The organism is Methylobacterium sp. B4 (assembly GCF_003201865.1).
Classification (GTDB): domain Bacteria; phylum Pseudomonadota; class Alphaproteobacteria; order Rhizobiales; family Beijerinckiaceae; genus Methylobacterium.
This window is the reverse complement of sequence record NZ_QJJJ01000031.1, coordinates 22046-42347: the sequence shown is the minus strand read 5'-3', so window position 1 is coordinate 42347 and position 20302 is coordinate 22046. Positions and strand designations below refer to the sequence as shown.

Here is a 20302-nt window from a genome sequence, read left to right as displayed (position 1 = left end):
GCGTCTCTCCCTGGCGGTCGCGCGTGTCGCGCCGCGTCTTTCGATTTTGATGGGGAGCCGGTCTGCGGGAGCCTCAGGTCATCCGACGATCCGCCGCGAAGACGAAAGAGCCGAGTGCTCCGTGAGAGCTTGGCGACCCGAGGCCGGGCTCGAATGCAGGTATGGCGGGAAAGATTACCCGTCGCACGCTAACTTTTGTCCATACCTCATAGAGAAGTCTTAGAATTGCGTATTCATCCCGCATAGATTTGCAAAATAGGAATGCTAATTGAGACTAATGATCATAAATAATTTGTTTGAAATCACTCCCTTGACGCTTGTCCCGCAGCGCGGCCATCACTTTTACAAGTTCAGGCGCTGGGCCGGCCCACGGAAAGCCGCGGCCGAGACCGACGCCCCGCACGAGTTGGCGCGATGCACATCATCTTGGTGGACGACCATCCGCTGTTCCGCGAGGCGCTGCGCAGCACGATCCGCCTCGGACTGCCCCATGCCCGCATCGAGGAGGCGGAGTCGATAGAGGCAGCCAAGACCGTGTTGGCCGAGCGCCCCAACATCGACGTGATCGTGCTCGACCTGTCGATGAAGGGCGTAACCGGCTTCGATGGGATGATGAGCTTGCGCATCCGCTTCCCGCGCATCCCGATCCTGATCTGCTCGGGGTTGGAGGAGGGGCGGATCGTCCGAGAGGCACTGCGGCTGGGGGCGGCGGGTTTCGTGCCGAAATCGGCGACGCGGGCGACCTACATGGAGGCGCTCGACAGCATCATGCGCGGCTCGATCTATGTGCCTGATTTCGCCCATGCCCACGAGCCCGACGCGAGCGAGACGGCGGACGCCTCCGCTCGCATCGCCGCACTGACGCCCGCGCAGATGAATGTCCTGTCGATGATCAAGCGGGGCAAGCTGAACAAGCAGATCGCGTTCGAACTCGGTATCGGCAACTCGATGGTCAAGGCCCACGTCTCCGAGATCATGCGTAAACTCGGTGTCCGCAACCGGACCCAGGTAGCTCTCTGCGCTTCTGCACTAGACTTCGACCGCGTTGGATTGTGAATTTTTATATTCGATGCATGTTTTCTGATTCGGACAAATGAGTTGTGATCGGCGTAAAATGGATGCCGCGCATAGGAAAGCGGAGTGCTGAGTGACCGCCTCCAATCCCATTCGGATATTCAGCGGAAAGACTTCGAACAACCGCGTTTGTCAACATCGTATATTGCGATCGCGCGGGCAGCATGTCTGAGAAGGGTGGATTGATGCGTTTTAGCATTTGCCCACCGAACGACTGCTGTGTGTCGCAAGCGGTCTATCGAACAGAGCTAAGAGAATGGCCGCTTAGCCTTCGAAAGCTGCCATTAACGTCGAACAGTAGATCCAGGCACTCACAACATCCTGAGTTCATGCTACAAGAGAGACGTCGCTCGACCCAAAGAACTGTTGATACAGATCTTCGGCACTATGAGTCGTGCCTCCGCGCCGCTCAGGCGATGCGGACCAGCCGCAACTCGATAACCTTCTGCGCCTCGACGGCGAGCAGGAATGCGGCACAAAAGGGGTTCGACATGTAAGCTCCGGCAGGGACTGCGGGACCTGTAACGCACCCAGCGCGGGTGCGATGCCGTCGGATAGATACGCAAGGGCCTCGGGGGAGGCCGAGGTGCGCTCGGAAGGATCCGCCGCATTGCGGGCACCCTTCGTTAGGCACGACGGAGTTAAAGGGCCAGGAACGGATTTGACGGAAAGCACCCGTCAGCGACTCGCGCCTTATCAACCAAGCAAGTCAACGAAGCTTGGGAGAGCCGCCGATGGTCATGCCGTCCCCTATCGCGTGCCGGCTCCGCTCCACCCGCACCTAGATCGGCCTGGGTGTGCTCGCACCGCTTGGAATGCTCCTGGTGTCGGGGCTGATGCTGCTCGACCTGCGCCAGGACGCCTGGGACAAGGCGGAGCAGACGTCGAGGAACCTGCTCCAAGTCATTGAGCGCGACATCGCCCGGAACGTCGAGGTCATCGACCTCACCCTCCGGGCCGCGCAGGACAACCTGCGAATGCCGGGCCTGGTCAAGCTCGACCCGGACATGCGCCAGCTCGTCCTGTTCGACCGCGCCACGAGCGCGCGCGACCTCGGCGTCATGTTCGTCCTCGATGAGAACGGCGACGTCGTCGAGGACGCTGCGGCCTCACCGCCCCGCAAGGGCAATTACGCCGACCGCGATTACTTCCAGGCGCACAAGGCCAACCGCCATCTCGGCCTGTACGTCGGCCGCCCCATCGTCTCGCGCCTGACCGGCGAGCGCATGGTCAACTTCAGCCGGCGCATCGACAAGCCCGACGGTTCGTTCGGCGGGTTGGTCCTGGGCAGCCTGAAGCTTAGCTACTTCGGCCACCTCTTCGACCAGATCGGCCTCGGGCGCGAGGGCGCAATCAACCTCTACTTGCGCGACGGCACGCGCATCACCCGCCACCCCTACCTTGAGGCCGACGTCGGCGTGAACATCGCCGGGTCCCGGACCTTCGACCGGTTCGCGCGGGAGGGCGTCGGTACGTTCGTCGAGACCTCCGTCCGCGACGGCGTCCGGCGGCTCTACACGTTTAGCCGGGTTGGTGACCTTCCCCTGATCCTGAACGTGGCGCTCGGAGTCGACGAAGTCGAGGCCGGGTGGCGGGCGAAGGCCGTCGTGATCGGAACCGTCGTGCTCGTGCTGTGCGGCTTCACCGTCGCGCTGTCGCTCCTGTTCGGACGCGAGCTCCGCCACCGCGCCGCCATGCAGGCTGAACTCGCCCGGTTGTCGCTCACCGACGCGCTGACGGGCCTGCCGAACCGGCGCCGCTTCGAGGAGGCGTTCGAGGTGACCAGGGACGGCGCGCGGCGCACCGGCAGGCCGCTCTCGCTGCTCGTCGTCGATGCCGACCACTTCAAGCGCTACAACGACCGTTACGGCCACGCGGTGGGCGACGAGGTGCTCAAGGGGCTTGCCCGGTCCCTCTCCGCCGCCGTGCACCGGCCGGACGACTTGGTGGCCCGGGTCGGCGGCGAGGAGTTCGCGATCCTGCTTCCCGACACCGACGGGGACGGCGCCATGCGCATCGCCGGCAAGGGGCACGAGGCGGTCGCGAGGCTGGCGGTGCCATCGGCGGGCATCGGGGCCGGCGCAGTGACCGTCAGCATCGGCCTCGCGACCGACCACGGTTCGGCGCAGGAGCGGCCGGAAGGATTGTACCAAGCCGCCGACGCGGCCTTGTACGAGGCTAAGTCCGGTGGGCGTAACCGGACCCGCTGCGACCCCGGCCCGGTCGGGGCAGGCAGGGGCAAGATGCACCCGCTGCGCCTCGCCAGGGGCTGAGGCGCCAGATGCAACTCATCGGCAAGCCGTTCAAGCGCGAGCAACGCGCCCAAGAGGTAGCAGAGACGCTCGGGACCAATTCTGTGTTGGTCGCCGGGGCCGGGAACGTCGTCGCGCTGCGTCCCAGGCCGCAGGTGTAGACGGTCAGGCGGGCCCGGCAGGCAACGGGATGCGCACGGAGACCCGCAGGCCGTCGGGCGCGAAATCGACTTCGACCTCGGCGCCGGTCTGGGAGGCCAGCACCTTCTTGAGCAGGCGGTGACCGAAGCCCTCGCGCGTGGGATGCGCCGCGGGCGGGCCGTCGTGCTCGCTCCAAGCCCAGCGCAAGGCGCGGCCGGCAGGCCCGTCCTCGACCCGCCAAGTCACCTGGAGGCGGCCGTTCGGGTCAGCGAGCGAACCGTGCCTGAGGGCGTTGGTGGTCAACTCATGCAAGGCCATGCCGACCGGCACGGCGAGCTCGGACGGCAGAACAACCCTCGCTCCGTCCAGGGAAAGGCGGCCCCTCTCGTCGTAGGGGTCGAGCTCCGCCCTCAGCAGTCCCTCGAACGAGGCGGCCTGGGCGAGGTCCTCCGTGATCAGCGCGTGGGTGCGGGCCAACGACCCGATCCGACCGGAGAAGGCGCGTGTGAACTCGGCGACGGTGAGGGAGGAGCGCGCCGTGGCGTTCACCACGGCCTGCACCGTTGCAAGGGTGTTCTTCACCCGGTGGTGGAGTTCCCGCACCATCAGCGCCTGCCGGTCCTCGCCGCCGCGCCGCTCGGTGATGTCGCGCTGGGCAGAGACCCAGTGCGTGATGTATCCATCGGCATCCTTCACCGGTGTGATCAGCCACTCCACCGTGTAGGTCGAGCCGTCCTTGCGGTAGTTCACGGCCTCGCCCTGGAACGGCTCACCGGCGACCAACGCGGCCCGCATGCGGTCGAGCACGGCGCGTTCCGTTTCAGGTCCCTGCAGCAGGCGCGGCGTCCGGCCGATGACCTCGTGCGCCTCGTAGCCGGTCATGCGGGTGAAGGCCGGGTTCGTGTATTCGATGCTGGGACCCGGCTCCTCAAGCTCCGCCGAGGTGATGACGATGGCTTCGCCGGAAGCCTCGACGGCGGCGCGCAACAGCCTCAGTTCCGCGGTCCCCTTACCCGTATCGTCCCGCACGGCCCACCCATCCTCCAGGATCAGCCGTCGTTCAGCCGCCCCCGAATATGCCAGCCCGAAACCGGGCTCGTGATGCCTAACCTGCGGCCGCGCCCCGGGTTGCCGCGCCGCTTCGCCCCAGTGAAGCCCAGGGGCAGTGCCGGGGTGAGGCAATTGCGAGGGGCCGCGGCACCTTTGCGACCGGAGGCCTTGCCCCCGTCAGGCCGCGGCCTCGTCGTTGGCCTCCTGCATGGAGGCGAGCGGCGCCTCAAGGCGGCAGACGAGGCCGGTCGGGGCATAGGTGAGCTTGACCTCGCCACCCACTTCATCGGCGAAGCTGCGCTCGATCAGGCGCGAACCGAAGCCGCGACGCGTCGGCTGGGCCAGGATCGGCGGCCCACCCTGCTCGGACCATGTCAGGCAGAAGCGGGGTGCCCCGCCCTCGTGCACCACGTGCCAGCGCAGGTCGACTGCCCCGCAATTGTTCGAGAGCGCCCCGTACTTAGCCGCGTTGGTGGCGAGTTCGTGCAGGGCCAGCGCCAGCGCCAGGGCGGCCTTGGCGGCCAGGGGCACGTTCGGCCCGCTCGCGCGGATGCGGGACGCCCCGCCACGGTGGACCGCCAGGGCCCCTTCGACGACCTCGGCGATGGGCGCCTGCGACCAGCTCGACTGGGTGAGGATGTCATGCGCGCGGCCCAGCGAGATCAGGCGGGCGGAGAAAGCCTCGTTGGCCGCGGCGAGGTCGGAAGCGTTGCGGAAAGTCTGGCCGGCGATGGCCTGGACTAGCGCCAGCGTGTTCTTGACCCGGTGCTGCAGCTCGCCCGTGAGCAGGCGCTGGTGCTCCTCGGCACGCTTGCGCTCGCTGATGTCCAGCATGGCGCCGATCATGCGCACAGCGCGGCCCGCTGCGTCCCGGATGACGTAGCCGCGGTCGAGGATGTCCGCGTAGGAACCGTCCGCGCGCAGGAAGCGGTATTCGTCCGACCAGGCCGAGCCTAGGCCGTCGATGACCGTATGGATCGAGCGGTCGATGCGGGCCCGGTCATCGGGGTGGATGTGGCCGATCCACCAGTCCCCGGTCGGCTCGACCGCGTCCGGGGCGTACCCATGCGCCTCGCCGAGGGCCTCGTTCCAGAGGACGTGGTTGGTGGCGAGGTCCCAGTCCCAGATCGCGTCGTTGGTGGCGCGCGAGGCAAGCCGGTAGCGTTCCTCGGTCTCGCGCAAGGCCTGCCCCGCACGGTGGCTCTCGGTCACGTCGCGCGCGAAGCCGATGAGGCGCACCGGCCGCCCGTCCTCGAACAGGGTCTGGCCCTTGGCGGACACCCAGCGCTCGGTCCCGTCTTCCGGCGCCACCGTGCGGTACGTGATGTCGTAGACGCCGTCGCCCGCCGGGTCGACCGCCGCGCGCACGGCCTCGTCCGCCCCGGCGTGGTCATCCGGGTGCACGCGGGCCAGGTGGACGGCCAGATCAACGGGGGCGTCCGGCGCCAGGCCGTAGAAGGAGCGGAGACGGGCATCCCAATTCAGCTCGTTCGAGACGAGGTCGAAGTCGAACACGCCGGTTCCGGCGGCCTCGACGGCGAGGCGCAACTGCTCGCGCGCCCGGCGCAACTCCTCCTCGGTCTGGCGGCGGTCGTGAATATCGCTGTCGCTGCCGAGCCAGCCTACCACCGTGCCGCCGGCGTCGCGCATCGGCTCGGCCCGGATCAGAAACCAACGGTACTCGCCGTCGCGGCGTCGCAGGCGGGCCTCGGTGTCGTAGAGGACCTCGTTCGTGCGGGCGTGTTCCCAGACGCGCAATAGGCCCGGCAGGTCGTCGGGATGGATGACCTCGCCCCAGCCGAGGGGCAGCGCCTGCTCCGGGGTCTGACCGGTGTAGGCATACCAGCGGTCGTTCAGGTAGCTGAGGCTGCCGTCGGGGTTGCCGAACCAGATGATGGCCGGCGCGAGTTCGGTGAGGGTCTTGAACCGCTCCTCGGCGAACTTGCGCTCGTGGATGTCGAGCGAGGTGCCGATCCAACTGCGCACCGCCCCGTCGGCGTCGCGCACGGGCTGGGCCCGGGACAGGAACCAGCGGTACTGCCCGTCGGCCCGGCGCAGGGGGAACTCAACCTCGTAGGGCCGACCCGATCCGGCTGCCGCCAGCCAGGCCGCGCGCGTGGCCTCGCGGTGGTCGGGATGGATCACGCCCATCCAGCTCGCCTCGCCGGTCTCGCCGGCGGGCAGGCCCGTGTAGTCGTACCAATAGACGTTGCAGTAGGTAACGTTGCCGGCTGCATCGCCGAACCAGACCACCTGCGGGCTGACCTCGACCAGCGAACGGTAACGCATCTCGCTCGCCTGCAAGGCGGCGCCGCTCTCCCGCTGCTCGGTCCGGTCGCGCAGGATCTTAAGGAAGCCGATGGTCTCGCCCGCCTCTGTCCTGAGCGGCATCATCTCTCCGGAGGCCCAGAAGCGGCTGCCATCCTTGCGCATGTGCCAGCGCTCGTCCGGGGCGCTGCCGTGCTCAAGCGACTGCCGCATCTCGGTGCCGGCCCGGTCCCGAGCCCGGTCCTCCGGCGTGAAGAACGCCTCGACCGTGCTCCCGAGCATCTCGGCCTCGGTCCAGCCCAGGATGCGCTCGGCGCCTTCGTTCCAGCGGGTGACCAAGCCTTGCGGGTCGGTCGCGACGATGGCGTAGTCGGTGGCGCTGTCGAGGATGCGCTCATGCAGCAGGCGCTGCTCCGCCTGCTCCCGAAGCGAACGGCGCAGCTCCATCTGCGCCATGGCCTGGCGGGCGAGCCGCATCAGGCCGCGGCGTTGCCGGTCGCCGAGCTCGTGGGGCTTGGTGTCGAGGACGCAGACCGTGCCGACCGGATGACCCTCCGAAGTCTTCATCAGGGCACCGGCATAGAAGCGCAGGCCGGGCTCGCCGGTGACCAGCGGGTTGCCCTCGAAACGCGGGTCGAGCCTCGCGTCGGGGACGTACAGGAATTCTTCCTGCAGGAGGGCCTGCCGGCAGAACGAGGTTTCTAGCGGGGTCTCGCGCACGCCGAGCCCGACCTCGGCCTTGAAGAACTGGCGTCCGCCACCGACGAGGTTCACCACCGCGAAGGGCGTCTCGCAGAGGTCTGCAGCGGCCTCGGCGATATCGTCGAAGTCCCGTTCGCGCGGGGTATCGAGCAGGCGGTAGCGGTCCAGGGCGCGGAGGCGGGCGGCTTCGTCCTCGCTGGTGCAGGCGCGGTCGGTGAGGCGGGCGCGCTCGGTACGTCCGTGGGGTGCCATCCTAGCGGGATTCCGATGGGGAGCGGCGGCGCTCCGGGGACGGCGCGACCTTGCCGAGGATACGCCCGAGCTGATCGGCCGAGTAGGGCTTGTGCAGGAGCTCGAACCCATGCAGCCCGTCCTGGGCGAGCACGTGGCTGTAGCCCGAGGCCAGCAGCACCGGCAGGCCGGGCAGGCGGCGCTGCAGGATCTTCGCCAGCTCGATGCCGCCCATGCCGGGCATCACCACGTCGGAGAACACCGCGTCGAAGCCGGCACCGTCCGAACCGAGCTTCTCCAGCGCCTCCTCGGCGTTGGCCGCCCAGGGCGTCCGGTAGCCGAAATCCTCCAGGATCTGGGTGGCGAAGCGTCCGACCTCGACGTTGTCCTCGACGACCAGGATGCTTTGTCCGTCGCCGGTTGGGAACGCCTCCCCGTCGCGAACCACCGCCGGCTCGTCGCGGATCACCTCCAAGACCTCCGGCAGGTAGAGCGTGAAGGCTGTTCCACGGCCGAGCTCGCTCTCGACATCGACGTCGCCGCCCGACTGCTTGGCGAACCCGAACACCTGGCTGAGGCCGAGCCCCGTACCCTGGCCGACGGGCTTGGTCGTGAAGAACGGCTCGAAGATGCGCCCAAGCTGCTCGGCGGCGATCCCGCTACCGGTATCCGTGATCGAGACGGCGGCGAAGGGGCCTGGTGCGGCGGCATGACCGCGGATGGGCGGCAGGCCCCCGGCGCAGGTTAGCCGCAGGGTCAACGTGCCCTCGCCGTCCATGGCGTCGCGCGCGTTCACCGCCATGTTGATCAGGGCGGTCTCGAACTGGCTGAGATCGGCCCGCACGAAGCAGGGCGCGTCCGGCACCTCCGTCACCACGTGAATGCGCGAGCCGGTGACGGTGTCGAGCATGTCGGCCACCGCCCGCAACTGCGCGCCGACATCTAGGATCTCGGGCTTGAGCGTCTGGCGTCGGGCGAAGGCCAGCAGTTGCCCGGTGAGCTTGGCGGCCCGGTCGACGGTGTCCGATACCGCGTCCATGTAGCGGTTCCGCCGCTCTTCCGGCAGGTTCGGCCGACGCAGGAAGTCGACCGACGAGCGAATGATGGTGAGCAGGTTGTTGAAGTCATGCGCGACGCCACCGGTCAATTGTCCGACCGCCTCCAGCTTCTGCGACTGCCGTAGAGCCTCCTCGGCATGTTCGAGTTGCACGGCGCGCTCGCGCTGCTCGGTCACGTCGCGGGCGACGCAGTAGAGCAGTCCCTCGACCGGAACCGCCCGCCACGACAGGGTGCGGTAGTCGCCGTCGCGCGTACGGAACCGGTTCTCGAACGCGAGCGTCGACCGGCCGGCCGCGAGCCGCCCGACCTCCGCCCGCGTCGCCTCGCGGTCGTCCGGGTGCTCTAGCCATTCCGAGGTGCGTCCGATGACCTCGTCGGACGGCCAGCGGAGGATGGCGGTCCAGGCCGGGTTGACACTGAGCCAAATTCCGTTGCCGTCCGCCACCCCGAGCATGTCGTGGCTCACCTGCCAGATGCGGTCGCGCTCCTGCGTCCGCGTCTCGACATGTTCGGCGAGGGTGGCGTTCAGGACCTCCAGCGCGGCGGCGCTCGCCCGCCGCTCCTCCTCGGCCTTCACCCGCTCGCTGATGTCGCGCGAGACGCCAACCAGCTTGAGCTCGCCCGTGCCCTCAAGCCGAAACGGGGCGAAGCTCGCTTCCCACCAACGCGGCTCCCCCTTGGCGGTCGGGCAGAAGCCTTCGGCGCGCGCGATCTCGCCACCCGCGGCGCGGCCGATGGCGTCCCGGATCTTGGCGCGCTCGCCTTCCGGCCAGAGGTCGGCGAACTGCTGCCCAAGCACGTCCTCCAACGAGCCGAGCTGGTTCATCGCGACCCCGCGCTCGTTCATGTACTCCAGCCTCCCCTCGGATGAGAGCACCTTCACGCAATCCGGGCTCGCCGCGAGAATGCCCCGGACGAACGCCTCGCTGCGGATGGCAGCGTTCGCCGAGGCGTTGCGCCGGTGCGCGTCGACGTGGAAGGCGATCAGGTCGGCGAACATCCGGAACGTGCCGACAACCTCCGGCCGGTCAACGGGCGCCGGCTTCGGGTCGATGGCGCAGAGCGTGCCGAAGAACCTGCCGTCGGGCAGCACGATGGGCATCGAGACGTAGCTCTGGAAGCCGTAGCGCGCTGGGGCCGGGTGGTCGCAGTAGGCGGCGTCCTTGGCCACGTGCTCAATCACGACGGGCGCCCGGCTCTGACGGATCTCATGGCAGATGGTGGAGGCGACCTCCAGTTCGCCGCCGGGCTCCAATCCGAAGGCGATCTCGTCCTTGACCCGGCAGGCGACCCAGCGGTCTTCTGTGACGCGGGCGACGGCGGCGAAGCCCATGCCGGTGACGCGGCAGGCGACGTCGAGGATGGTAGCCACGGCCTCGATACCGCCGACGAGGCCGATGTCGGCCTGGAAGTCGCGCGAGACATCGGCGTATGCGAGGGCGCTCATCGGGCCGGCCGGCCCGCGTCGGGCGCCGTTGGCCGAGGCGCGACCAAGTCGCGCTCCATCAGCAGGCGCAACCCGGCTCGGACGACCTCGCTGGCGTTCGAGTAGTGGCCGGATGCGACCTGCGCTCGAATATAGCTTTCCAGGACAGGCGTGAGGGCGATGTTGCGGGTCGGCGTGCTCGACATGCCTCGTCCGTTCCATGCCGCACATGGGCTGTCAAAGATTGGTGGCCCCGGACCGTTGGATCCGACCTAGGCGATATCGTCGCGGACGGGGCGGCCCACTCGCCGGCCGGACCGCGGCGCCGGATCCGAGCCGATGACGCAGCGAACGCAACCCAATATCCGAGGAGGGGACCAGCGGTCGGGATCCACCGGACGGGCGCAACGCTTCGGCGTCTGGCGCGTAGCCAGGACGGCATCGCGTACGCGCGGCCCGCGGTACCCAGCCGGACGAGGAGCTCGCACAGGAAGTGCGTCAGTCGCTCATCGCACGAGCGGCGCCCCACGCTCGCCAACCACTGCCGCGCCGTCGCCGCCTCCACCAGCCCGGCCAGCCGCAGCCCGCGGGCGATGCCAGGCCGGTTGTCCAGCAGGTCGCGCACCGTCCCGGTCCGGATCAGCACGATCCTTGATGGCGCCAGGGTGCCGATGACACGATCGGCGACATCCATCGCTGCAAGGGAGCGAGTGACCGCACCGATGGAACGCAATCGGTGGATGGACGTCACTTCCCGTTACGTCGGCAACGGAACAGGTGTCATGAGGGCATGAGCGGGACGGCAGAACGGCCGGACACGGCGGACGGAGACAAGCAGGCGCGGGATCTGCACCCGCGCAAGTTCGACCTTCTGAACCTGACCCTGGTCGACGTGAACGGCGGGCTCCGGCCCTATCTTAACGTCTTCCTGCTCGTTCACCGAGAATGGAGCGCGACGACGGTCGGGTTGGTGACCACCATCGCGGGTCTCATCGGAGTCGGCCTGCAGGCCCCCCTCGGCGCCGTCATCGACGCGGCGCGCGACAAGCGAATGGCCATCGTGGCCGCCCTTCTGGCGGCGTCGGCCGGAGCCGCTGTGATCGCGGTCTGGCCCCAGTTCTGGCCGGTGCTGGTAGCCTTCACGGTGCTGACAGCGGCGGGCAGCAGCTTCACCCCGACCATCGCCGGCCTCACGCTCGGCATCTTTCCGAAGGCGCGCCTGTCGCGCCGCATGGGCCGCAACAGCGCTTGGTACCGCGGTGGCAACGTCTGCATCGCCGTCCTGATCGCCTTGGTCGGCTATGGCTTCCCGGACCGGGCCGTTTTCTTCATTGTTCCCGCCTTGTCACTCGCCGCCGCCGCGGCGGTGCTGTCCATCCCGCGCGAGATCGTGGGCCAGGCGCTCGCCGAGGAGGTGAAGCCGAAGGGGAAGGGCGGCTCAGCGCTCAAGGTGCTCCTCGGCAACCGCCCCCTCCTCATCTTCGCCGCGTCGATTTTCCTGTTCCAGCTGGCGAACGGACCTATGGCTTCGCTCGTCGCCCAGAAGATCTCGCTGGCGCACGAGGACTGGTCGGCCGCGATCACGTCGACGACCATCATCGCGGCCCAGGTGGTGATGCTGCCGATGGCCATCATGGTCGGGCGCTTCGCCGACGGCTGGGGGCGCAAGCCCATCATCCTGTTCGCATTCGCGATGCTGCCCGTCCGGGCGCTGCTCTACACCCTGTCTGACGACCCCATCTGGCTGTTCGCCGTCCAGTCCTTGGAGGGCGTGAGCACCGGTCTCTACAGCGCCATCAAGCCGCTGATGATCGCCGACTTCATGGAGGACAAGAGCCGCTACAACCTTGCCTCGGGAGCCATCGCGACCGTCCAGGGGATAGCCATCGCACTGTCGAACGTGCTCGCCGGCAGCATCGTCGACCTCAGCGGGTTCACCGCGGCGTTCCTCGTCTCCAGCGCCGTCGGGACCGCCTCGGCTCTTCTCCTGACCCGGATGCCGGAACCGTCAGGCATCAAAAACTTGAGGTAAATTGACCATCCAGCGCAGGCATCGGCACGCCATCCAATGAGCGGGTAAGAAATACGAAAGAGGCCCGGCCTCCAACCGAATGGGCGTCCGGATCCTAGGATCGGCCGCAGGACCCACGACTTAGAGCGCCTAACAGAACCGCCTGATCTGGTTCAGGGTGATGAGGCTTGCAGCGAGGGTCGTGAAGGCCTCGTAGATGTCGTGTCGGCGTTCGTAGCGCACGGGCAGGCGCCGGAAGCGGTTGAACCAAGCGTGGGTCCGCTCGACGACCCAGCGGTGACGGCCGAGTTTCTCGCTGCTCTCGACACCCTTGCGGGCGATGCGCGGGACGATGCCGCGTGCACGACACTCCTGCCGCCGGATCCTCGCGTCGTAAGCTTTGTCGGCGTGCAGCTTGTCCGGCCGGTGCCGCGGCCGGCCGCGCCGACCCGTGCTCAGCGGCGGAATGGCATCGAGAGTAGGCGCCATCTGCGGGCTGTCGTGCCGATTGGCGCCCGTCAGGAGGAGGCCGAGCGGCGTGCCGCGGGCATCGGTGACGAGGTGCCGCTTCGTGCCCGGCTTGCCCCGGTCCGTCGGGTTCGGGCCAGTGGCAGAGCCCCTTTTTTCGCCGGGACGGAGGCGCTGTCCAGGCTCGCTCGGCTCCAGTCGATCTCGCCGGCTGCGTGAAGGCGCTTCAAGAGACCCTGATGCAGCCGAGCCCACACGCCGGCCTCTTGCCAGTCCCGCAGCCGCCGCCAGCAGCTCATGCCCGAGCCGCACTTCATCTCGACCGGCAGCCACTCCCACGGGATGCCCGTGCGCAGAACGAACAGGATGCCAGTCAGAGCAGCTCGGTTCTCCAGGGGAGGACGACCGCCTTGTGGACGAGGCTTCGCGGCAGGAAGAAGCGGGGCGATCTCCAGCCAGAGATCGTCGGGGAGGATCGGTTTGGCCATCCTCGCCAACGCGCCATAACCCGTTTTGTTAGGCGCTCTTAAATCGACGGGTGGCCGGACGATCCGGCGGATGTGACCTATCTCACGGCAGAATCTACGCTGGCAACTGTCCCTGGCCTGAACCAATGTCGTAGACGCCCGCAGGTCCATGTTAATGGAAATGATATTATGACATTATGGCTGTCCGCAAGGCGTCTGCTTTGGGGTGGAGAGCAGCCCTTCGAGGGATCAGCGTTTGAAGTCAGCTTAGGGTCAGGAGTTCGCGCTCGTTTTGTTCTGCGGTGCGCCATTTGCAGATCTTCACTCAGAAACAGCGGAATGGCCGCTTGGCCTCCGAAAGCTGCCACCGGCATGAAATGGCAGGTCCCGGCAGCCACAACACCCGGATGATCCGTCCCCCTCGAAGTGGTCCTCTCTGAGGTATGGCCCGCGGGCCAGGACGAGGACGGACAGATGGGAACGAAGCGGTACAAGCCGGAGGATGTGGTCGCCAAGCTGCGGCAGGCGGAGGTGTTGATCGCGCAGGGCCGGAGCGTCGCCGATGTGATGGCACCGGCGGCTCTACGGCGACGCTGCGATAGGCGCCGCCGGCGGTGAAGCCGCCGTCGATCACGAAATTCGCCCCGGTGATGAAGCTCGCCTCGTCGCCCGCCAGGAAGCGAACGAGGCGGGCGACCTCGCCGGCTCACCTGGCCGGCCCATCGGCGTCAGGCCGATCATCGGGACGAGATGGGTCGAGCCGGCATTCAGGCCCGTCACGATGCTGCAGCAAGTGAGCCAGGAGGAGCGCAACCGCGCACGGTACGCCGTCGATTGGCCGGTCAGACGGGACAAGCGCATGGGGCTCAAGGCGCAGACAGCGCGGCTCGAGAGCGGTCGTGACTTACTGCAACGCGGGGCGCCGTGGCTGAGGCGTTCCGGCGAGAGCTGCTGGCGTTCCCAAACGGCCGGCATCACGATCAGGTCAATAGCCTTATGCTGTTCCTAGGATGTGCACTACCTGAAATCAAAGCGCTCCAAGTCTCACCGAACGTGCTCAACTTTGAGAACAGCTTCTCGACGAGCTATCGATTCGGGCCATGTCCACTTTCACGAGGCCTGCTGCTAATTCAGTTATGCCCCGCGGATGCAAGTGGAGCGGATATGACTCTAGAATCCGCTCTCGCGAACGAGCACGGCCGCGATAGCCTGCCACCAGCGCCGCAGCAGGCTGCGGGGCGCGCCTGCGATGGCGATCTCGCCGCGCATCGTCCGATGCCATGCGGCTGTGGGGGGCTCGGCCCTGAGGCGGACGCGGTAAAAGGCCGAGACAGGCTCGTAGCGTCCCTCCCGCTGGCGCACGGCAATCGGGCCACCGAGCGGTTCGGCTAGGGCAGCGTCGGGTAGCGTACGCAGGTCGGTCCGCTCGACGGTCTCGATCACGGCCGGAACGGGCGCCACATCGGCCTGAGCAGCGTGGAAACGTGCCTGCATCCCCGGCTCGACGGTGGCGACATCGCTCTCCGAGACGTAGGCGTGAATGGTCCACACTTCCGGGGCGACCAAGAGGGCAATGCTCTCCGTCTCCGACATCCAGCGACCGGGTGCCAGATGCTCGCCCAGCTGGCGCACCTGACCGCCGAGAGCGGCACGGACGGTCAGGCGCGATTTGAGGTCCTCCTGCAGGGCCAGCTCGCGTCGATTCGTGGCGAGGGTCTCGGCGAGGATTCCCAGGCGCTCCGCGCTCGCCTGCGCCACTGCGCTCAGGTCGATCTCCCTCTGCGTCTCGGCGATCCGCGCTCGAACGACGGCGATCTGACCTTCGATGTCGGGCGCTTCCAGGGTTACGAGCGGATCGCCGGCCGCGACCCGCGCCCCTTCCGCGACATGGACCGTCGCGAGCCGGCCGGGGGTGGCAGGAAAGACCCGCACGAACTCGGCCGCGCGCAGGGCCGCCGGCGCCTCGACGCGTCCGCGCCACGGCACCACCAGGGCCACGAAGCCCGCGGTCAGAACGGCGAGGGCGGCGATTCCCGAACGAGTCGGGCGAAGCTCCGCGCGCCGGCCCCACCACGTGCGCGCCTCCCGCCAGACCGGCCGCGCGATGAACCAGCCGATCTCGACGAGGAAGAGGCCGATCCCGACGAGCTTGATGAAGAAGTGGTAGACCACGAGCGCGATGCCCGCGAACAGCACCAGCCGGTAGATCCACACCATCCAGGCATAGGCGATCATCCACGCCCGCACGGTCGATGGCACGAGTTCGGGCGCGGCCTCGTCGAAGCCGAGGAGCGTCCGGCGCAGATGACAGACGGCCAGAGCGAAGGCGCGCGGCTGCAGGTTCGGTATGCCGACGGCGTCGGCGAGCAGATAATAGCCGTCGAAGCGCATGAACGGGTTGAGATTGATCGCCAGCGTCGATGCCCAGCTCACCGTCGCGATCATCAGTGCAGCGTCCCGCAGCGTTCCGTCCGGCAAGAAGCTCCAAGCGAGAAGCGCGGCGACCGCGAGCACCAGCTCGGCTGCGATGCCCGCCCCGTCGATGGCGACCTGAGCACGCCGATCGGTCAGGCGCCACGCGTCGGTCGTCTCGGTGTAGAAGCGGGGCCAGAACACGATGAAGGCGAGTCCCGCCGAGGGTACCCGCACGCCGAAGCGCTTGGCCACCACGGCGTGGCCGAGTTCGTGCACCGCCTTGGCCCCGGCCAGGGCCAGGATCAGCCAGGACAGATTCTCGAACGAGGTCAGGGCCGCCAGCCGGGCGACGAAGCCGTCCCATTGCCGCCCGGTGAGATAGAGCCCGGCGATAAGGGCGAGGACGACGAGGGAAGCGAAACGCCGCGTGAAGAACGGACGCGCGAAGGGAGAGAGCCGGTCCAGGGCCGCATCGGGCCGCAGCAGCGGCACCCGGAAGAACAGGTAATGGTGCAGCAGCCACGACCAAGGCCCAGCGCGGCGCCGCTCGCGGTGGGCGGCGTAGACGCGCCAGGCGCCCGGCGCCCCGGCCGCCACCAGATGATTGTCCTGCAGCATGCGAAGCAGCGACTCGACCTCCTCGCGATCGACGTCGAGCCGGGTCTCCGCCTTCACGCGGGCTGCCAATTCGTCAGCGGTGACGGGGGCCCAGCGAGCCAGGATCTCGAACGCGCTCCAGCCGAGGCGAAAATAGGCATTGCGCACGGGATCGTGCAGCGTCCAGGTCGGAGCGCCTTCCTTCGTGCGCGGTCCCTCGACGAGATCGAGTTCCTGGCGCAAGGAAGGCAGGCGCGGCGGAGACTTGGGTCCGGCAGAACCGGACAGGTCGGGAATGATCCGGCCGAGGGGGATGGGGGCCGCGCTCACAGCCCGAGCGTCCGGCGAATCACGGCGAGCGGACGCCGGAAGACGAAATAGGCCAGCGAGACGGATTCGCCGTAGAGCTTCGCCGTTCCCTTCAGGCCGAGGCGCGGAGCCGTCGCCCCGCCTGCTTCCCCTCCCTCGCCTTCGAACTCGGCGCGGACACGGTAAGACAGAACGTTGAGCGGCGACATCTCGGCGTCGTAGCTCGTCTGGACGAGGCGCGCCTCGACGGGACGCAAGGGATCGATGTTGAGGAAGAGTCGGACCGACGCGCCCGGTTCGAGGTCGATGGCGTCGTCGACCGGGACCCAGATCTGGAGGCGGGACCGGCTCGGCGAGGCGATGGTCATCACCCGCTCGCCGAGCTTCACCGGGCGCCCGCTCCACTCCTCAGGGTCTCCCATCACGGCGATGCCGGCACGGGGAGCCAGCACCTGCGTGCGCGCGAGAAGTTCGCGGTAGGTGGCGGCCTCCGCCTGCCTCAGGTCGATGCGGCGCTCCAGCACCGCCGCCTCGGTCCGGTTCCGGTCGGCGTTCCTGTCGGCGCCGAAAGCTTTCTGCTGCGCACCGAGCAGTTCGGCCCGCGCCACTTCGAGCTGGCGGAGCGCCACCTCGTATTTGCCGCGCAGCTCAGTGTCGTCGAGGCGAAACAGCGGCTGCCCGACCGCCACCTCGGCATTCGGGGCAACGAGGATGCCCGTGACCACGCCGCTCGCCGGAGCGGCGACGATCGCCGCTTCCCTGGGCACGATTTCGGCCGGGGCGAGCACCGACTGGCGCACCGGTAGGGCGGCCAGCAACGCCAGGACGAGCGCGACAACGACCCCTGTACGAAGGCTCGTCAGATCCTGCCAGGAACGCTCCTGACGACGGAAGAGGGCCGCCGCATGGGCCAGCGCCTCCGCCATGTGCTCGGCCGCGTGGCGCTCGGTCTCGGTCCAGGGACTCCGTCGGAACAGGATCAAGCCGCCCAGACCATGGCCACCGCGCCGCAGCGGGAGGTAGAGCGCATGGCGCGGCATGCCTTCCGGCCAAGCCGCCTCCGGCACGGCCTTCACCGCGACAGAACCGGCCGGCGACACGTCCGGGACCGGGCCGGCGAACGCTTCCAGGGCCAGGGAGGGGGCATCCTGTCCGCGAAGATCCGCGCCGAGGCGCTCCAGGGCATGGGCGAAGGGCGCGTTGCGGTCGATCTCGGCGACGGCGGAGACGGCGACGAGGCCGGGCCGGAGCCGCCCGGCCCAGAACAGGGCAGCGGTGTCGTAGACCACCACCCGCTGCATCTCGTTGACCGCCGCGAAGGCCAGTTCCGCCGCATTTCGCGCGGTCCGGAAGGCCGCCTCCAACTGGAGCGCGGCGGCGAGCCGCTGCGCCCGGCGATCGGTCGAGAAGCTGTGGGGCGGGGGATGGCTCGTCATCAAAGCCTCACCGCGCCGCCGTCGCGCCGGGGAAGATCGCCGTGCCGCTCATACCGGGCAGGAGATCCTCCGCGCCCTCGATCCGCCCCAGGATCTCGACCGACTGACTTGCCGGATCGACCCGGCCCGAGACCGCCGCGACCGAGGCGCGGTAGCTGCGCCCGGTCTCGTCCACCCGGATCGTGAACCGGTCGCCGACCTTGAGCCGCGGCAGCCACGAGGAGGGCACGATTGTCGTGAGACGCAACGGCCCGTCGCTGACGATCGAGAGGAGCGGCCGGTCGGCGGCCACCACCTCGTGGGCATTGGCGTGGCGCTTGGCGACGCGGCCGGCGAACGGCGCTTTCAGGACGCAATGGTTGACGGCGTTTCGCGCCTCCGCCAGCTCGCCCTCCGACTTCTGGGCATCGGCGGTGGCGAGTTCGACCTCGAGGGCGCCGACCGCCCCGAGCTTGACGAGGCGCTGCTTGGAGGCGAGCCGGGCGAGCGCCCCTTTGTGTACGCCACTCGTTGCCGTGAGCCTGGCTTCGCGCAGGGAGCAGTCGAAGCGCACCAGCACCTGATCGGCCGAGAAGCGGTCGCCGAGATCGACCTCGACACGGTCGAGCAGGAGCGGGCCGTCCGAGGTCAGCGTCGCCTCCCGGTCGGGCAGGAGCATGGCGCGCACTTCCTGCGCCCCCGCTTCGCCGAGAAGGGCGAGGAGCAGAAAAGGGACGAGGATCGCGAGACGATGATGCGGTCTCATTCTGCCACCGTCACGCTCGCACTCGCCTCTCGGCGCCGGGCCAGTGCTGCGGCCTCGGGAGCCGGGGCCGAATTGCTCTCCTCTCGGACGCCGACCGAGCCGGTGGTGATGGTGCGGCGAGCTTCGCGCGCTTCTGCGAGGTGGCGAGCGAGGCGCTCGGTCAGGCCACGCTCCACGAAGTCGCGAAGCGACGCGGTGAGGGCCGGCAGGTCGCCCTCGCGCTCGCCATCGAAGTTGTCGATGCCGAGCGAGGTCAGCACCGTTGCGTAGGCCTCCTGAAGCTCGGCATAGGTGTAGTAGTAGTCGAGCGAGGCGAGCGCGTGGGCGGCCCGGGCCTCGATCAGCGCTGCCTCGCCGGCGGTGGTCGCCTCCTTGTTGGCTCGCATGGTGGTGAGCGCGCGCCCCTCGTTCTGCAGGATGCGGTTGGCGAGCGCGAAGTCGCGCAGCTTGGTGCCGTAGGCGCGCATGGCGAGATGCACCTGGGTGATGACGGAAAGCGTCATCGCCTTGCGCTGAGTTTCGATCAGGACTTGCTTGGTCTCGTTCTGCTCCAGGCGCGCGGGCAGGCTGATGAACTGCGTCAGCTGCAGGGAGAGGCGCGCGCCCAGATCGAGCCAGTTGTTGTTGTAGAGGTAGCGGTTCGTGTCGTAGCTGTAGCCCGTATCGATGCGCAGGCCGGGCATGGTCGAGAGAATCTCGATCTGGCGCTCCAACCCGGCGATGCGCAGCTTGTAATCGTGCTCGTAGAGTTCGGGGCGGTACATCAGAGCGACGGTACGCAGCCCCTCGGCGTCGCCCGGGAGCTTCGGCGGTGTCAGGGTCTCGTGGCTGCCCAGCCGCAGGGGCGTGGCCGGATCGACGCTGATGAGCGCCGCGAGTTCGGCGCGCGAGAGCGCCATCAGTTCCTGGCGGCGCTCGATCTCGCGCAGCGTCCGCAGCATCCGGCGCTCGTAATCGAGGGCGACCTCCGGCGTGAGGTCCCCGCGAGCTTGCGCCTGGTGCGCGGCGCGAATGGCGGCGTTGGCGGCTTCCGCGATCGCCGGAAGCTGCGCGCCGATGCGCTCGGCCGCGTAGGCTCGCCAGTAGGCCCGGCGGGTGTCGGCGAGGATGCGGGCGGTGGTCTTGCGCTCGACTTCACGCGCCAGCCAAACGGCGTTGCCGTCCTGCTGCATCTTCACATAGCTCACGCCGAAGTCGAGCGTGCTCCATAGCACTCGGGCATCGGCGACGCCGCGATTGCGTTCCAGCGAGGTCGAGGGCTCGAGGGACTGGCGGCCCGTCAGCAGCGATTGGCTCGACGAGCCGGCCTGGTTGCTGCGGCCGAGATAGCCACCGCCGATGCTGGCATCGGGCAGGAGCTTGTACTTGGCGAGATCGAATTCGCCGGAGGCATAGAACTGCTCGACCAGCCGAATGCGGCGGTCGAGGTTGTAGCGCAGCGCCCGGGCCATGGCCCCGTACAGGTTGATCCGGCCCTCGACCGGCGCCTGGGCGCGGGTGATCGCGTCGAGATCCTTGAGCGCCACGTCGAGGCGCTCCGCTTCGGTAACCGGTTCGGGCAGGACGCAGCCGCCAAGGGCGCCGATCAGCAGGGCCGCCGCGGCAAGACGGCCGGGCCGCACAGGCCGGCATCCGCCGCGGCTGTTCAGGG

General features: G+C 68.3%; 12 protein-coding genes and 1 pseudogene. 3 read left to right on the top strand and 10 right to left on the bottom strand.

Annotated features, from left to right (window positions below; translation table 11 throughout):
* The first annotated feature begins 414 nt into the window (after positions 1 to 414).
* Positions 415 to 1056, top strand: a complete 642-nt coding sequence (locus BY998_RS22165) for a response regulator transcription factor (protein WP_110353865.1) — start codon at positions 415 to 417, stop codon at positions 1054 to 1056.
* Between the two features lie 833 nt (positions 1057 to 1889).
* On the top strand, positions 1890 to 3347 hold the full coding sequence (locus BY998_RS22160; RefSeq protein WP_110353864.1) for a sensor domain-containing diguanylate cyclase: 1458 nt from the start codon (positions 1890 to 1892) through the stop codon (positions 3345 to 3347).
* Between the two features lie 144 nt (positions 3348 to 3491).
* Here BY998_RS22160 and BY998_RS22155 read toward each other — a convergent pair whose 3' ends face one another.
* The 4 genes from BY998_RS22155 to BY998_RS22140 form a co-directional block, all read right to left on the bottom strand.
* On the bottom strand, positions 3492 to 4496 hold the full coding sequence (locus BY998_RS22155; RefSeq protein WP_110353863.1) for an HWE histidine kinase domain-containing protein: 1005 nt from the start codon (positions 4494 to 4496) through the stop codon (positions 3492 to 3494).
* A 198-nt stretch (positions 4497 to 4694) separates the two neighbouring features.
* Positions 4695 to 7739, bottom strand: a complete 3045-nt coding sequence (locus tag BY998_RS22150) for a PAS domain S-box protein (protein WP_110353862.1) — start codon at positions 7737 to 7739, stop codon at positions 4695 to 4697.
* Between the two features lies 1 nt (position 7740).
* The gene (locus BY998_RS22145; RefSeq protein WP_110353861.1) at positions 7741 to 10224 is read right to left on the bottom strand and encodes a PAS domain-containing protein; all 2484 of its coding nucleotides are present in this window, start codon (positions 10222 to 10224) and stop codon (positions 7741 to 7743) included.
* Positions 10221 to 10409, bottom strand: coding sequence for a type II toxin-antitoxin system ParD family antitoxin (locus BY998_RS22140; RefSeq protein WP_110353860.1), 189 nt, complete (start codon positions 10407 to 10409; stop codon positions 10221 to 10223). Before BY998_RS22140 ends, BY998_RS22145 begins: the two co-directional genes overlap by 4 nt.
* Positions 10410 to 10993: 584 nt before the next feature.
* Between BY998_RS22140 and BY998_RS22135 the strand changes: the two genes are divergently transcribed.
* On the top strand, positions 10994 to 12235 hold the full coding sequence (locus tag BY998_RS22135; RefSeq protein WP_110353859.1) for an MFS transporter: 1242 nt from the start codon (positions 10994 to 10996) through the stop codon (positions 12233 to 12235).
* Between the two features lie 129 nt (positions 12236 to 12364).
* On the opposite strand, the gene BY998_RS22130 is transcribed toward BY998_RS22135, so the two are convergent.
* The 6 genes and pseudogenes from BY998_RS22130 to BY998_RS22095 all read right to left on the bottom strand — a co-directional run bounded on the left by BY998_RS22130 (position 12365) and on the right by BY998_RS22095 (position 20273).
* Positions 12365 to 13170, bottom strand: a protein-coding gene (locus tag BY998_RS22130; RefSeq protein WP_110353858.1) for an IS5 family transposase whose coding sequence is annotated in 2 segments (ribosomal slippage) — positions 12365 to 12828 and positions 12828 to 13170 — 807 coding nt in all. Because the reading frame shifts where the segments join, the coding sequence is not laid out codon by codon here.
* Positions 13171 to 13759: 589 nt separating this feature from the next.
* Positions 13760 to 13855: pseudogene (locus BY998_RS24890) on the bottom strand (SDR family oxidoreductase); the annotation flags it as partial.
* A gap of 464 nt (positions 13856 to 14319) precedes the next feature.
* Complete coding sequence (locus BY998_RS22110; protein WP_110353856.1) at positions 14320 to 16491, bottom strand: biotin/lipoyl-binding protein; 2172 nt, start codon at positions 16489 to 16491, stop codon at positions 14320 to 14322.
* Positions 16488 to 17906 carry an HlyD family efflux transporter periplasmic adaptor subunit gene (locus BY998_RS22105; RefSeq protein ID WP_110353855.1) on the bottom strand — a complete coding sequence of 473 codons (1419 nt, stop codon included), beginning with the start codon at positions 17904 to 17906 and terminating at the stop codon, positions 16488 to 16490. Before BY998_RS22105 ends, BY998_RS22110 begins: the two co-directional genes overlap by 4 nt.
* 7 nt (positions 17907 to 17913) lie before the next feature.
* Positions 17914 to 18651: an HlyD family efflux transporter periplasmic adaptor subunit gene (locus BY998_RS22100; protein WP_110353854.1), complete on the bottom strand. Its 738-nt coding sequence runs from the start codon at positions 18649 to 18651 to the stop codon at positions 17914 to 17916.
* Entirely contained in the window at positions 18648 to 20273 is a 1626-nt protein-coding gene (locus tag BY998_RS22095; RefSeq protein ID WP_181425593.1) for a TolC family protein, read from the bottom strand. Before BY998_RS22095 ends, BY998_RS22100 begins: the two co-directional genes overlap by 4 nt.
* Positions 20274 to 20302 lie beyond the last annotated feature (29 nt).